At 39.6% G+C, this 15,430-nt stretch carries 13 protein-coding genes; 8 read left to right on the forward strand and 5 right to left on the reverse strand.

The genetic code is table 11. The annotated features are described in order from the left end of the window. Window positions 1–35: 35 nt before the first annotated feature. Entirely contained in the window at window positions 36–2,426 is a 2,391-nt protein-coding gene (locus XM47_RS07355; RefSeq protein ID WP_048691207.1) for a TonB-dependent receptor, read from the reverse strand. Between the two features lie 227 nt (window positions 2,427–2,653). Between XM47_RS07355 and cysG the strand changes: the two genes are divergently transcribed. The 3 genes from cysG to efpL all read left to right on the forward strand — a co-directional run bounded on the left by cysG (window position 2,654) and on the right by efpL (window position 5,475). Next, the gene (gene cysG, locus XM47_RS07360) at window positions 2,654–4,066 is read left to right on the forward strand and encodes a siroheme synthase CysG (protein WP_048691208.1); all 1,413 of its coding nucleotides are present in this window, start codon (window positions 2,654–2,656) and stop codon (window positions 4,064–4,066) included. 228 nt (window positions 4,067–4,294) lie between these two features. Beyond that, window positions 4,295–4,825, forward strand: coding sequence for a YgjV family protein (locus XM47_RS07365; RefSeq protein WP_048691210.1), 531 nt, complete (start codon window positions 4,295–4,297; stop codon window positions 4,823–4,825). An 83-nt stretch (window positions 4,826–4,908) separates the two neighbouring features. Further along, the gene (gene efpL / locus XM47_RS07370; RefSeq protein WP_048691212.1) at window positions 4,909–5,475 is read left to right on the forward strand and encodes an elongation factor P-like protein EfpL; all 567 of its coding nucleotides are present in this window, start codon (window positions 4,909–4,911) and stop codon (window positions 5,473–5,475) included. Window positions 5,476–5,582: 107 nt separating this feature from the next. On the opposite strand, the gene XM47_RS07375 is transcribed toward efpL, so the two are convergent. The 4 genes from XM47_RS07375 to XM47_RS07390 form a co-directional block, all read right to left on the reverse strand. Next, window positions 5,583–6,854: a serine hydrolase domain-containing protein gene (locus XM47_RS07375; protein WP_048691213.1), complete on the reverse strand. Its 1,272-nt coding sequence runs from the start codon at window positions 6,852–6,854 to the stop codon at window positions 5,583–5,585. Window positions 6,855–7,043: 189 nt separating this feature from the next. Continuing rightward, window positions 7,044–7,598: a DUF6436 domain-containing protein gene (locus XM47_RS07380; protein WP_149865476.1), complete on the reverse strand. Its 555-nt coding sequence runs from the start codon at window positions 7,596–7,598 to the stop codon at window positions 7,044–7,046. Next, window positions 7,576–9,072 (reverse strand): methyl-accepting chemotaxis protein, encoded by a 1,497-nt coding sequence (locus XM47_RS07385; protein ID WP_048691217.1) that lies wholly within the window; start codon window positions 9,070–9,072, stop codon window positions 7,576–7,578. Before XM47_RS07385 ends, XM47_RS07380 begins: the two co-directional genes overlap by 23 nt. A 164-nt stretch (window positions 9,073–9,236) precedes the next feature. Continuing rightward, window positions 9,237–9,776 carry a DNA-deoxyinosine glycosylase gene (locus XM47_RS07390; RefSeq protein ID WP_048691219.1) on the reverse strand — a complete coding sequence of 180 codons (540 nt, stop codon included), beginning with the start codon at window positions 9,774–9,776 and terminating at the stop codon, window positions 9,237–9,239. A gap of 159 nt (window positions 9,777–9,935) precedes the next feature. On the opposite strand from XM47_RS07390, the gene XM47_RS07395 reads away from it, so the two are divergent. The 5 genes from XM47_RS07395 to XM47_RS07415 are packed head-to-tail and all read left to right on the forward strand — an operon-like array spanning window position 9,936 to window position 15,372. Further along, window positions 9,936–10,892 carry an AAA family ATPase gene (locus XM47_RS07395; protein ID WP_048691221.1) on the forward strand — a complete coding sequence of 319 codons (957 nt, stop codon included), beginning with the start codon at window positions 9,936–9,938 and terminating at the stop codon, window positions 10,890–10,892. Between the two features lie 33 nt (window positions 10,893–10,925). Beyond that, window positions 10,926–11,852 (forward strand): DUF58 domain-containing protein, encoded by a 927-nt coding sequence (locus XM47_RS07400; RefSeq protein WP_048691224.1) that lies wholly within the window; start codon window positions 10,926–10,928, stop codon window positions 11,850–11,852. Continuing rightward, window positions 11,849–12,406 carry a DUF4381 domain-containing protein gene (locus XM47_RS07405; RefSeq protein ID WP_048691225.1) on the forward strand — a complete coding sequence of 186 codons (558 nt, stop codon included), beginning with the start codon at window positions 11,849–11,851 and terminating at the stop codon, window positions 12,404–12,406. The genes XM47_RS07400 and XM47_RS07405 overlap by 4 nt, the downstream gene beginning before the upstream one ends. Beyond that, on the forward strand, window positions 12,399–13,424 hold the full coding sequence (locus tag XM47_RS07410; RefSeq protein WP_048691227.1) for a vWA domain-containing protein: 1,026 nt from the start codon (window positions 12,399–12,401) through the stop codon (window positions 13,422–13,424). Before XM47_RS07405 ends, XM47_RS07410 begins: the two co-directional genes overlap by 8 nt. Further along, the gene (locus XM47_RS07415; protein ID WP_048691229.1) at window positions 13,417–15,372 is read left to right on the forward strand and encodes a VWA domain-containing protein; all 1,956 of its coding nucleotides are present in this window, start codon (window positions 13,417–13,419) and stop codon (window positions 15,370–15,372) included. The genes XM47_RS07410 and XM47_RS07415 overlap by 8 nt, the downstream gene beginning before the upstream one ends. The last annotated feature ends 58 nt before the right edge of the window (window positions 15,373–15,430 follow it).

Consider the following 15,430-nt stretch of genomic DNA (forward strand, 5'->3'; position numbering starts at 1 on the left):
TAAATTCCTTTAGTAAATTTTATCGGGAGAAATTCTTAAAAATAGCCACGTATACCAGCGGTAACATTACGTCCTGGTCTAGGTGCTAAATCTTTAAGAAATGAAGTGTGAACCCTAGCTTCCGTGTTGGTTAAATTACTGACTTTGAGATAGACAGACGTATCCAAATTAAACCAATTTAAGTCATAAGCTAGGTTGGCATCCATGAGCGTATAGCCAGGCGTTGTTGTCTCAAAAACTGAAATTTTGTCTTGTTTTTGGTAACGCGTTATATGTAATTGTGCGCTCAGCTTTTCATTTTGATAGCTAAATTGTGCCCCTAATCTAAGTGGCGGTGTACGAGGTAAGTCTCCACCATCTTTTAACTTGGCTCGAACAAAATCAGAAAATAAACTGGTTTTAAATTCATTCGTTAACTGCCATGCAATTTGCGCTTCAAAACCGTGTAAAACCACATCATTTATCTGAGCGGTATAAACCGGTAACTCAGAAGCATGGTCGTGATCATGGTCATGGTCATGTGCGTCACTGTCTTCTGAATCACTTGCATGTTCATGAGTCACTTCAGCAAAAAGTCCGGTCGAACTTTGATAATAGTAATTATCAACTTGGTTATAAAATAGATTAAAAACAAAGCCTAGATCCCCCTGAGTCTTTCTCAATGTAAAATCTATATTTTTTGAAGTTTCTAATTCAATCGGCTGCTTGTTCAGCTCAAATTCCGCAGAGTCTGATTCCTGATGAATTTCAAATAAAGCCCCTACTTCATAACTTCGTGTGCCGATATGTGGGCCGAAAGACATTAATTCTGAAGCTGACGGTGCACGCTGTGAACGAGACAACGAAACACCTAAGTTATAATCCGACATAAAATCCCAAACTAAACCTGCAGAAAAGCTAATCGGGGTAAATTTATGTTCAATATCAAAAACTCGAGTATCGCCAGCTTGATGCTCGTTATGATCATGCTCGTGCGCATCTTCTGCGCTTTCATCTTCAGCATGCGCGTGCAAGGGTAAATCAGGTAATAAGACTTGGTCAGAGCTAATTCTAACTTGCTCAACTCTCGCGCCGACCTGATACAAAACATCACCAATATGTTTTTCTTCGAGTATTGCCATAGCAAAAGTTTCAGCTGTAGAAGGAGGTGTGAAAGCTTCACTACCGACAGCCGATATTTCACTATTTTTATAATGAAAATTTAGCCCGCCTTTCCAGTCAAAAACAGGGTTGTGCTGTAGCTCAAGTTGAAACTCTTGAGTTGAATTTTTAAACAATGTGCCAACGCTACCCGCTTCTATTTCTGCGTGTTCATAATCGCTGTTAGAAGCTCTAAGGTTTAGCTGGTTGAAAACAGGATTAGATAAATTAATCTCAGATAAAAATTGAATTCGGGTTTGATCCAAATCGGCATAAACCTGCTCTGCAGCTGCCTCGTCACCATGCGAGTGCCCTGGTATGCCATATTCACGCTTAAACTTTTCCACTGACACGCCAAAGTAACCGTTATCAAGTAAATAACTTGTGCCTAACGTAAAGCCTTTGGACTCTTCCGCACTATTTGCAATTCGCCTTTCGTCAACTGGGACTTTATAGTCTTTTGAATCTCGCCAAAATGCGTCTGCATACACAGCAACTGAGCCTGTCCCTGTGGTTAAATTAAATGCACCTTGTTTTTGCTGGTTAACCGAGCTCGTTTGTATTTGCCATTCGCCGCGAGTTGCATTGTCTGTCGGTATGCGTCCATCAACCACATTAACAACACCGCCAATTGCACCACTGCCATAAAATAAAGTTGCAGGCCCCCTAAATACCTCTATTTGCTGTGCGGTTGCGGCTTCTGTCGCTACCGAATGATCCGGCCCAACCCGAGAAACATCGCCAACATCCAAGCCATTTTGAGCAATCAACACACGGGGTCCACTCAAGCCTCGAATAATAGGTGTACTTGCCACATTCGCATGAAAATTAGTATTAACCCCAGCTAGTTTTTCTAAACTATCGCCTAATGTATCTGCCTGCTGCTGTCTGAGCGTTTCTCCAGCGATGACATTAACAGGTATTGTTGACTCCATCACAGACAAGTGAACAGGTGAAGCAACAACATCAATCACTTCAATGGGTGAACGCGCAAGTGCTACCTGATATTGATTTATACCTGTTTCTGGTACGTCGACGTGCTGATGTGAGTGCGCGAACCCTTTCGCGATTATATGTAATTTATTCTCACCCACAGCCAGATTAGAAATTGAAAAGACCCCCTGTTGGTTGGTCATAACAGTTTTATCTGTGCCTTCGACTTGAATACTAGCCCCTGAGATAGGCTCTCCAAGTTGATTAACAATTGTTCCTTCAATATTTTTAGCCAATGAAGCCATTGGCATCATTGCAGCAACCGCAACTGCGATTCGCTTCTTGATATGCATCCCCACCTCGATATGTGATAATACAACAATTTAAATGTTATAACATAACAAAACCTAACACAAGAGAGGATCATCAAAGCTTGCTAGATAGCAAATACTGCTAGTATAAAATTTTCCCGATCAGCCAATTTACAAGCAACAACTGCCGGCAATTAAGAAAATTCTGATCAGCATAATTACCAATTTAAGGTAAACTAGTACCGCATTTGCATTTCAAGGGGTTTTCAATGGAACAATTTCCAATCTTTCTTAATTTAAAAAGCTTCCCATGTGCCGTTGTCGGTGGTGGTGAAGTAGCATTTCGTAAAATTACAGCCTTGCTAAAAGCAAAAGCCGAGTTAACTGTAATTTCACCTGAACTCAGCCCTGAATTGCAAAATTTATTGGCGCAAAAAAAGTTTACTTATATTGCTCAAGCCTACTCAGAAGCGTTAATTAAAGATATGAGGCTCGTTGTTGCAGCAACCGACAATGAAACACTCAATGAAAGTATTTATCATTATTGTGAAGCGAATAAGATCTTAATCAACGCGGTTGATCAGCCTTCAGCTTGCCGATATACCACGCCCTCAATTGTTGACAGATCGCCTGTTGTCATTGCAATTTCTTCTGCCGGCGCTAGCCCTGTTTTAGCAAGACGAATTAGAGCAATGATAGAAACTAGCTTACCGAAATCGCTTGGTGAAATCGCCAGTTTTGCGGGTTCAATACGCTCTAAGGTTAAAGCTAAATTCAATACGATAGATTTACGTCGAGATTTTTGGGAAAGATTTTTTACCAGCTCAATCATGACCCGCTTTGATAGCATGAGCAGTCAGGATAAATCTGAGCTAGTGGAACGTCTACTCAACAAGGAAAATACGGGCGGTGAAGTTTGGATAGTTGGCGCAGGTCCTGGTGACGAAGAGCTACTCACGATCAAGGCATTGCAAAAAATGCAATATGCTGATGTGATAGTGCATGACAGATTAGTCTCGCAAAATATTTTAAATTTAGCGCGTAAAGATGCTGAATTTATCTGTGTCGGCAAAGAGAAAAATCTACACCTTAAAAAGCAAGATGAAATTAATGATTTATTAGTCGAGCTTGCGCTTGAAGGCAAGAAAGTTTGTCGCCTAAAAGGCGGCGACCCATTTATTTTTGGCCGTGGCGGTGAAGAGATTGAAACCTTAGTTGCAGCTGATGTGCCTTTTGAAGTTGTCCCTGCCGTGACTTCGGCTTCTGGTTGCTCTAGCTATGCAGGTATCCCATTGACTCATAGAGACTACGCACGTAAAGTTGTATTTATTACTGGTCAAAACAGTAAAGCTGGGGTTGAGCCGGATTGGGAAGCACTCGTTCGCCCATATCAAACTCTTGTGTTTTACATGGGGCTGACTCGCGCTGATTTAATTAAACAAAACTTAGTTAGATTAGGTATGGCTGAAAATATGCCAGTGGCGATTGTTGAAAAAGGCACGACACCCCAGCAAAAAGTTTACATTGGCGATTTAGCCGCTTTACCTGAAATGCGAGAAAAATATCAAATAGGCTCACCTGCCCTGCTAATCATCGGTGAAGTTGTCAACTTGCACAACAAACTCGCTTGGTTTACGCCCGAAAAAGTAGAAGCCGACACCAGTTTCATCAATATTAAGTAACTGTATTGGAGTACAAACAACAAATTTTAAGTGGAAGCTAGATCAAAATATCACCAAATAGCTTCCACAAAATTAACCAAGCAAAACGTTTAAATTACAATCAATGCAAGGCCTTTACGTATCTAGTTAATTTAATCCAAATTACTTTAAAAAATCTTCGCATTAGAAGATGCCTTGTCTATATAAAAGGTATAATACCCTCATTAATTCTTTGCTCATTTGGTTCCCATGCCGCTCGATATAACTTCACCCGCCCAAATATTAGGCTTAATTAGTTTTGCTTTTGGTATCGCTAGTTTTTATCAAAAAGACGACTTCAAGTTAAAGCTGTTAATGTTGATGATGCTAGTGATACACGGATTCCATTTTTTCTTACTCGATGCGATCACTTCAGCATTAATCTGCGGCGTTAGTATATTAAGAACTTTATTTGCTATGTACTCAAGTTCAGCAAAATTTGCGCTGGGTTTTATTGGCGTTTATCTTATTGCGGGTTTATCCACCAGCTCATCATTATTAGAGCTAACCCCAATGTTTGCCGGTATTATTGGGACTTACGCACTCATTTGCTTAAAAGGAATAGCGTTAAGAATCGGCCTAATGCTAGGTGCGAGTATTTGGTTAATCAACAACATAGCGGTTGGTTCTATTGGTGGCGTTTTATTAGAAGCTGTACTCGTAGCCGTCAACATTTCTACTATCTACCGTTTATATAAAGATAATTCAATTGCAAAAGAAGTTGCACTAAAAGCATCTTAATCACACTATTTTGCACTTATGCCGCTTGGTTAGCGGCAAAATTTCTGCTATTTTCCTCATAAAATTATTTAAGGAATAAACTGATGCCAAAGGCAAGTGAAATTAAAAAGAATGCCGCGATTGAATTCAATGGTCGCGTTATGATGGTAAGAGATATAGTACGTTCTGTGCCGCAAGGTCGAGCAGGCGGTAGCTTATATAGAATGCGCTTATATGATGTCGTAACCGGCGCAAAAGTTGACGAGACATTTAAAGATGTCGACATGCTTAATTTTGCTGATTTAACTCGTCGTGATGCTATGTTCTCGTATGTTGATGGTGACGAGTATGTGTTCATGGATAATGAAGATTACACGCCATACCACTTAAATAAAGATGCAATTGCTGAAGAGATATTATTTGTCAACGAAGAAACACAAGGCATTCAAGTAGTTATAATTGGTGAAAGCCCAGTGGCAATTGAGCTACCAACTATAGTTCAACTTGTAATTGAAGAAACAGCACCATCAATTAAAGGTGCATCTGCCAGCGCAAGAACTAAGCCTGCAACCTTAACGACTGGATTAGTCGTTCAAGTTCCTGAGCATATTTCTACCGGCGATAAAATCAAAATAAACACAACTGAGAGCAAATTCACTGGTCGTGCTTAAACAGGTCATGTTTAAATATTAAAATGATAAAAATAAGCGCAAAATTGCGCTTATTTTTTTTGGATCATTTAAATTTTACCAACTAAATATAATCAATTGAGATTCGATTAATCAATAATAGCTTGATAGATTAAACTTCGAATTTTTTGGTGATCATCAATATTTTTTGCAGGAAGTAACTGCGTCATATACACAACTATCAGTTCTTCGGCAGGGTCAATCCAATAGGAAGAATGATAAGCACCACCCCAACCATACTCGCCGTTAGAGCCTAATTCTCCCGTTTGTCCGATATCTTCAGTGATAGCAAAACCTAGCCCAAAACTCCGCCCAGCCGAGTAATGTATATCACCAATATGATTTACCCTCATTTGCTCCACTGACTTTCTTGATAATAAGCGTACGCCATTAAATTCGCCTTGATTCAATAACACAGTCAAAAACTTCGCATAATCAGCAACGTTTGAAACAAGCCCTGCTCCACCTGAGTAAGCTACGCCAGCCGTACTAAGGTAATTGCCTTGGCTAACCATACCTTTTCGCTCTGGCGCTCTAATCACCCCAGCTTCTGATGAGGAATATACAGCAGCTAATTTATTGGCTTTATGATTAGGAACATAAAAGAAAGTATGCTGCATTTTTAACGGTTCAAGAATATTTTGAGCAATAAATTGAGCTAAATTTTGTCCGGTTATTTCTTCAATTACGACGCCTAGAATATCTGTAGCATATCCATAATCAAACGCTTCTCCCGGATGGTTATTTTGCGGCAAAGTTGCAATCGTTTTAACGGTTTCACGCATTGTGACCTTACGTTCAGCAAAGTACCAGCCTACTATGCCAGCGTCTTTCCATGCTTTTGCTGCAAGTTTAGAGCGATACCCAATCCCTGCGGTATGGGATAATAAATCACGGATTGTAATTTTACGATTTGCAGGAACCACATGGTAACCTTGTTCACCATTAGCAACGGCAACATAGGTTTGACTAAATTCAGGTAAATATTTATCCACTGGCTCATTTAACAAGAGCAAACCCTGCTCTTGTAACATCATAATACCAACACTCACTAGCGCTTTGGTTTGTGAGGCAATTCGAAACAAGCTATCTTTTTCCATCGGTATTTTATTTTCAATATCCTGCATACCAAAAGCGGCATGGTATAGGGTTTGGTTACGGCGCTTAACAATAATGGTTGCGCCTGATATTTGTTGTTTATCTACATATTGATTGAGTTGATTAGTTAATCGCTGTAATCGCTCATTAGATACACCAGCAGATTCAACAGTGTCAGTTGCTAGAGCAAATTGAGGATATCCAGATGCTAAAATTAGGCATAAAACAACATGCCTTAAACTTAAATAGATTCTATTTTTCATTATATTTATTAGAGAAGTGATTTATTAGTATGACTAATATTACATAGTTTATTTAATATTAATAAATCTATTTATAATTTTTCACTAGCGCGTAAATTTTTATGTGATTTTTAAGCAAAAAGATATTCTTTTCATTAAAGCATAAATTGTTAAGGGTTAATAAAAAGAAAGAGAACAAAAGAGTGGCGGCTAGCTTGGGGAATTAATACAAAAGCAGCCTTGGGCTTGGCTATTAATAACGGCAGGTAAATCATCTATCTGCAAACTCGGCGCAACAGCTAATTCAACCACACTATTCTCTTTGTTACATAAATAACCAGACGAATAAGGTCCTAAATAAGTTAACTGACCATTTTTATCAAACACAATCACAGCTGGCGAAGCAGGTAAAAGTGATTTCAAAACGGCTAGCGGTAATTCACTTGTCTGAAAACCTTTATCTTTAAACCAGCTATCTAGCTCGGCTTTATGTGGCTCTGCTAGTCGATTACAGCTACAGTCTTCATCAGATATGTGAAACACCCTATTATTCAGTTGGCCAAATTCGCCAATTAGCGTGTCTGCAAGTTTAGTCTCATATTCCGATTGTAATGTTTGATTGCTTTGAATCGCGAGTAGCTGACCTTTAGCATCAAACCATTCAATGGATGATTGAGAAAAAAAATAAAATGCGATGCCTGTGGCAAACAGCCAAATAAAAATCACTCCACCAATAATAGCATTACCCAAATCTAGCGATCGCACGTCGTAAAGTATCCGTTAAATTATGAAGCTCTGTTGTCGTTCGGGCGATTTCAATTAAAACCAATCGCTCTTCATCTGATATTTTTTTAACGTCTCCAGCTGACAGCGCAATAGTATGGGCAGAAGCGGCCTTTTGCTCGGTTGCCGTTGCAACGAGTTCAATATTCTCTGACACTTCTTGAACTGAAAGACTTGCATTTTCTATGTAATTTTCAACTTGTGCGCTGCTTTCTAGCATTTGCTCTAATTGCACCAAAGAACTTTGCATAGCAGAAACCGAACTATTAGATTTAGTCAGTAAATCATTCATGATTTGTGTAATCTTGCCTGTACTTTCTGTTGTTCTAAAAGACAGTTGACGTACCTCATCAGCAACAACAGCAAACCCACGGCCGTGCTCCCCCGCTCGAGCGGATTCAATAGCAGCATTTAAAGCCAGTAAATTGGTTTGCTCTGCGATTGCCTGAATGCCATCCACGACTGAGGTGATCTCTTTACATGAGTCACTCAACTGAGAAATTTCCGAACTTGTTTCTCGAATGGTTTTCTCAAATGTATTGATTCTTTGTTTAGACTCTTTTACTGCTGCTTCGGTTAAGTTAACCATTTCTAAGGTTGCAATCGCCTTAGCATTGGCTTTATTTGCTCTATCAGCAACCTCTCCTATCGCAGACGACATTTGTTCAGTTGATGCGGCAATAGAATCTGTATGGACACTTTCCTGATCTTTCATTTCAGTTATGTTATCAATCCTTTGTTTTAACTGCTGCGATCCAGATTCAAGTTCGCCGACTGCATGCCTAGAATGTGTCACAAAACCATCAATATATTCAAACAACTCATTGTATTGAACTAAAACTTTAATTTCACCGTATGTTTGAGCTTTAATACTGAGTTGAACCGCATCTTCATTCGCCATTTTTTGTTCAATATTTTGCTGTAATTCTGCGCCGATTATCCCCATGGTATGCATTCGAATACATATATAGACCAAAATACAACCTTCCAGAATTGCATAAAAAGCATGTAGCACAAGGTAGTTAAAATCTAAATGTCCAGCTTCGAATAAATACACAGGGATAGCTTGTATTTGCATGACAAAAAACATTACATGGTAAATTAGAACGACGACAACCCCAGTGACTATCACACGCCAATCTCGATAAAACACCATAGCGGCTAAATAAGCAAAAATACTAAAGTGAATCTCAATCAACCCTTGCATTTGATGGATATTTAATGCACTAAAGATCATTGCGCTCATGGCGACAGAATGACGAGACCAAAAAGAGTTAGGAGCAATATTTATCAGCAGAAAGGGAATAACTAAAGCGGGTAAACCTATGACAAAAAGCTCAATCCAAGTGTCATAAAAGAACGCAAAAATGATAGAAATTACAAATAATCCCACCAAAAATGGCTTAAATGTTTTATGCGCATCAATCGTCCATGGAAAAGCTTGAGGTGAATTCATAATATACCCATTAGCTAAATTATCATGATACTCATTATGATAGTAAATAGATCTCTATTGGTCTAAGCATAGTGGCGAAAATAAATTGGTAAATTTGCAATTCAATCATGGTACGTTGATGCCGAATGTGGGAGGAGACCATTACATCAGGTTAAGGATAAAAGCTAAACTAAAACAGCTTTCCATTGGGCAAGCTTATCCTGAAACTTTAGCGCAGCATATGCAGGACTAGTGGAGGCAAGCACATGGAATTGAATTTGCTCAGCTTGGGTTAAGTTTTTCATGACATGACGCTTAAAAACCTGCGCCGCTTTTTGGCCATTAAAACAAACCTTGCGTAAATTAGGTGCTTGCTGGAATAACCAGTTGAAATCGTTTGGAATAATAGTATCGGATTTAATATCAGAGTCTAAACTACCTTTTCTTTCACACTCAGCCATCACATCCCATAATGCAATTTTATGGCTGGCAAGACACTTAAGTCTTTCTGGATAAGGTAAATTTAAGTCAAATTCATACAAGTTAGCCATGATAGGCCAAAATGCATTTCTTGGGTGTGCATAATAGGCTTGTTGTGCTAGCGATATTCGCCCTGGCATACTCCCTAAAATTAATATTTCGCTACTTGAATCAAAGTTAGCTGGAAACGATTGAGCTAAGTCACCTGTATCAGAAGTTGTTAATAAACTTGTTAATTTTTTCATTTCTCAAACTTGTTATTTCTAGATTGAACCTTATATAAACTTAACTGTCAGTATCAATCTGTAATCATAAACCAAAGCATCTGTGCTTCAACGGATAGCATGAATGATATCGAACAATGATTGAATTAGCGTCACTAATTAACGAATAAAAAGAATATTATGCTTGTAGAAAAATTTACTGAACTTAAAAAATATTTAGATAGCCAAGTCATAGGCCAATCCGCTATGACAGAAAGTATGCTAATTGCTCTGCTTGCAGACGGCCATTTATTAGTTGAAGGGCCTCCTGGACTCGCCAAAACTAGAGCGGTTAATGCGCTGGCTCAAGGTATCCAAGGTAATTTTCATCGTGTCCAATTTACGCCGGACTTATTACCTGCCGATTTGACAGGGACAGATATCTATCGCCCAGAAGATGGGACTTTCCAATTTCAACAAGGTCCACTATTTCATAACATGATTTTGGCTGATGAAATAAATAGAGCACCGGCTAAAGTTCAATCCGCCTTGTTAGAAGCGATGGCCGAACAACAAATCACTGTCGGCAAAAAAACCTACAAATTGCCTGAGCTTTTTTTAGTTATGGCGACTCAAAATCCATTAGAGCAAGAAGGTACTTATCCATTACCTGAAGCTCAGTTAGACCGTTTTTTAATGCACTTAGACATTTCTTACCCTGATGCAAAAACAGAAAGAGATGTATTACGTCTAACCCGTGGTGAAGCATTATCTGAAAAAGTTGAATTACCGACCGAACTCACTCAGCCTGATATTTTTGCTGCGCGCAAAGAGGTTTTATCCATCGCCATGGCGGATGAGCTAGAGGAATATTTAATCAACCTCATTATCGCCACGCGTGAACCAGCAAAGTATGATGCAAAACTTGCTCAATGGTTAGCATACGGTGCTTCACCAAGGGCAACCATAGCATTAGATAAATGTGCTAGAGCCAAAGCTTGGTTAGCTGGACGCGATTTCGTGACGCCAGAAGATATCCAAGCTGTATTCCATAATGTATTACGCCACAGATTATTATTAAGTTATGAAGCTGAAGCTGATGGAATCACACCAACTCAAGTGTTAAATCATATTTTAACGCTCGTTGCGGTTCCTTAGTTTAACGACCTAAAATAATCGATAGCGAGTCTTATGAATCAATCGCACCTTAATTGGTTAACACAGGTTTCGTCTAACGGCGTCACAATAGCTAAACCAGAACTAGTTTATTACCGTGGTAAAACTGCGTTACTCAATCTATCACCAAAAAAAGGCTTACAGGCGCAACTAGCTGGAAACTATGTTTCGACCATTAAAGGTCGAGGCATGGAATTTGATGAAGTGCGACATTATCAAGCCGGTGATGACGTTAGAATGATTGACTGGCGAGTTACCGCCAGAACCGGGAAAACCCATACCAAGCTGTTTAGGGAAGAAAGAGAACGTCCGGTTTTCGTTCTAACTGATTTAGGCGAGAGTATGCAATTTGGTAGTCAACTTTTATATAAATCGGTTCAAGCGGCACATTTAGCCGCTTTAATCGGCTGGAATGTCAAACAAAGAGGCGATCGCTTGGGCGGTTTAGTCTTTAATCAAAATCAGCATATGGAGTTAAAACCAAGAAGCCGACAAGCTGGCGTGCTGCAGTATATCCATGCATTAGATGCGCTCAGTAAACCAACAGCCGAAGCAGCACAAACCAACTTCACGGATGCCTGTGCAAGAATTAGAAGGCTAGCTAAACCCGGCAGTATGGTGGTGATAATCAGTGATTTCCAAAATTTAACGGATGCCGCAGTTAAGCATTTATCACAAATCAGCCAACACTGTGAATTAAAGACTTATCGCATCTACGATCCACTTGAGCTGAGCCTGCCAAGCAGCAACATCAAACAGTCGTTACAAGTTAGCCATCAAGAAAAAATCGGTCAGATCATTTTGGGAGATGCCAAAAATGCAGCATCTTACCAACAGGAAGCATTAAAATTTATGCAGGCCCAACAACAAAAATTACAAGCTTGCCGTTGCAAACTTATTGATATTTCAGCGGCGATTCCATTAGAGGAACAGTTTAAATGATGCCAGATCAAGCTCAAGATCCGCTTGCGGCATTTAAGCATATCCAAATGCCAGAAGTTTCAACTTGGTGGCCACTCGCTTGGGGTTGGTGGCTAGTTATTCTAATTGCATTAGTAGCACTGTTCTTCAGCTGTCAATTACTCATAAAACAATACAAGCTACGCATTGCTAAACAACAAGCGCTCGCTCAAATTAAGCAATTAGAACAAGCAAGCTCATTAATCAGCTTAAACTCTTTACTAAAACGAGCATTAATGAGTTATTTACCGCGTTATTCAATTGCGTCTTTACATGGCGAAAAATGGCAAGCCTTATTAATCTCACTTTTACCAGAGAACAAACAAGCTGAATATCAAACTCAATTTAATACTCTGTTGTCTGGCTTATATCAAGCAGATAAAAAAGTAACAAATGCAGATAAAGCCTTAGTTACGAATTACTTAAAACAAGTGTTACCTGTCTCTTCAAGTACAAAGAACAAAGTCATGCAACAACTCGCAACACACACCTCATCAAACCAAATGATGGATCAACAAGAGGTCGGCCATGTTTGAGTTTGCTTGGATCTGGGCATTTTTATTTTTGCCTTTACCGATTTTATTTAGGTTTTTGCCTGCAGCTAAACAAAGCCAATCGGCATCATTAAAAGCACCTTTGCTGGCGATGCATCAATTGCAGCAAGATGAAGTCGCAAGTCAAAAGTCCAAACTCAATTTAATTTTGGCAAGTTTAATCTGGTTACTATTAGTTTGTGCAGCGGCCAAACCACAATGGCTTGGCGAACCTATCAATTTACCGACTCAAGGCCGAGATTTAATGCTTGCCGTTGATTTATCTGGCTCGATGAAACAAGAAGATATGCAAATAGGCAATCAACAAGTCGACCGTTTAGTCATGGTTAAATATGTGATGGAAGATTTTATTGAGCGTCGTAAAGGAGACAGATTAGGTTTAATCTTATTTGCAGATACTGCTTATCTACAAACCCCACTGACCTTTGACCGTAAAACCATAGGCCAAATGCTAGATGAAAGCATCATAGGATTAGTCGGCGATAAAACCGCCATAGGTGATGCAATTGGCCTTGCTGCGAAAAGGTTTGAAGCCAAAGCAGAAAGCAATCAAATTCTAATTCTATTAACCGACGGCCAAAACACCTCAGGTAATTTAGAGCCACTAGAAGCATTAGAGCTTGCTAAAAAACAAGGTATTAAAATTTACACGATTGGCGTGGGTGCGGATGAAATGCTAGTCAGAAGCTTTTTCGGCACTAGACGACATAACCCTTCAGCGGATCTAGATGAAGCTATGTTAACGACTTTAGCCGAAGAAACTGGCGGTAAGTATTTTAGAGCCAGAGATGCGGGTGATTTATCTAGCATCTACAAAATATTAGACCAACTAGAACCAATTGAATCTGATGCACAGCAAATGCGACCACTAACTGCCCTATTCTTTTGGCCGCTTAGTTTCGCCTTTTTGCTTAGTCTAATAATGGCGCTATCACCTGCGATATCCATTTGGTCTAGTAGCATAAAATCTAGCATGACTCGGAGTAAAGTGAATGGCTGATTTTCATTTTTTACGCCCTTATTGGTTTATTGCTATTTTGCCAGCATTAATCAGCTTATGGGCACTTAGACATTACAAAGTCAAACAATCTGGGTGGCAAAAATTAATCCCGAGCCACTTAGCTAAACATGTTTTAGTTGGGGAAGATAAAGCTGGCGCGCTGCCAATTTGGTTAATAGCAAGCGTTTGGTTAGTTATCATCACAGCACTAGCGGGTCCAACTTGGGAAAAGCGCCCACAACCTGTGTATCAAATCGAATCAGGAAAGGTCATTTTATTTGATTTGTCTTTATCTATGAGAGCGGAAGACATCAAACCAAATAGGCTAACAATGGCAAGGTTTAAAGCCATTGAAATTGCTAGAAAAATCCAAGAAGGCGATCTAGGTTTAATTGGTTATGCTGGTGATGCTTTTACCTTAAGCCCTCTCACACCAGATAATAATAACATCATCAGTTTATTACCTAATTTATCTCCTGAACTCATGCCGGTATTCGGCAGTGATGCAGAACTAGCCGTGTCAAAATCAATCGAACTGCTGCAAAACGCAGGTTATCTTCAAGGCGAAATATTCTGGTTAACCGATGGTATTGAGCATAATGAAGCGAATAGGATCAGTAAATTACTTGCAGGCACCCAATATAAATTACTGATTTTAGGTGTCGGCACTGACACAGGCGCGCCAATTAAGCTAACGAGTGGGGAATTACTAAAAGATAACAGTGGCGGCATAGTCATTCCTAAATTAAATAGCCAGCTACTAGTTAATTTGGCCAATACCAGCAAAGGTGTGTTTCAAGCCATTACACCTGATGATACCGATATTAATAATTTAATTTCTCAAGTAGAAAAATCTGAACAAATCAAACAGCAAGAATCTGAAGAACAAGCTGCCTTTGGTGATCGATGGCTAGAGTCTGGTCCTTGGTTAGTCATTTTAATTCTGCCATTTGCAGCTTATGCCTTTAGACGAGGCTTAGTCTATCTAGGATTAATTACCTTAGGGTTTAGCCTACAACCGCAAAAGGTAGAAGCCAATATATTAGATAATATATGGCAAACGGCAGATCAGCGCGCGCAACAAGCGCTTAAATCGGAAGATTATCAAAGTGCCGAAAGTATAGCGGCGAGCCAAAAGCTAAAGGCGGCTGCACAATTTAAGCAAGGTAACTACGAAGCGGCAGTGGAATCTTATCAAGGCCTAAACGATGCGGATTCGCTTTATAATAAAGCCAACGCCTTAGCCAATTTAGGTAAGTTAGACGAAGCTATTGAGGCTTTTGACCAAGCATTAGCGCAGCGCCCAGATTTTGCACCCGCTCAACAAAATAAACAACTTGCAGAGCAATTAAAACAGCAGCAAGAAAATCAGAAAAACCAACAAAATGGCGATCAGAATAACTCTGACCAGCAAAACTCTGAACAACAGAATCAACAGAATTCGGATCAGAAAAATTCCGAGCAACAAAATTCGAGTCAAGACCAACAAAACTCAGATCAGAATAATCAGCAAAGTGATGAACAAAACCAGCAAAATTCATCACAACAAAACAGCGACCAACAGCAGCAAAACGCTGAACAACAAAATCAAACAGGGAACGAGTCTCAGTCAGATCAAGCTGAACAGGAAGAACGCCAGCGCCAATCTAAAGCGCAAAGAGAAAAAGATAAAGAAGCAGAACGCCAAGCTCAACAACAAGCGGCCCAAGCCGAACAACAAGAGGCTGAACAAAATGCAGAGCAAGAAGAAGCTCAGCAACAGCAAGTTGCACAAGCTCGGGAGTTAACCGAAGAAGAACGCCAAGCACAAGAAGAGCAGCAAGTGATACAACAACTACTCAATAAAGTTGAAGATGACCCTTCGTATCTATTACGAAGAAAAATGCAACTAGAATACAAAAAACGTCGTCATAGCCAGCCACCAACAGGAGTAACTAAGTCGTGGTAATTCGTAATCTTTTTTTATTATGTGCTTTCAGTTTATTGGTATCGACCTTTCAAGCACG

Origin of the sequence: Catenovulum maritimum (assembly GCF_001050375.1) — a bacterium.
GTDB classification, from domain to species: Bacteria; Pseudomonadota; Gammaproteobacteria; order Enterobacterales; family Alteromonadaceae; genus Catenovulum; species Catenovulum maritimum.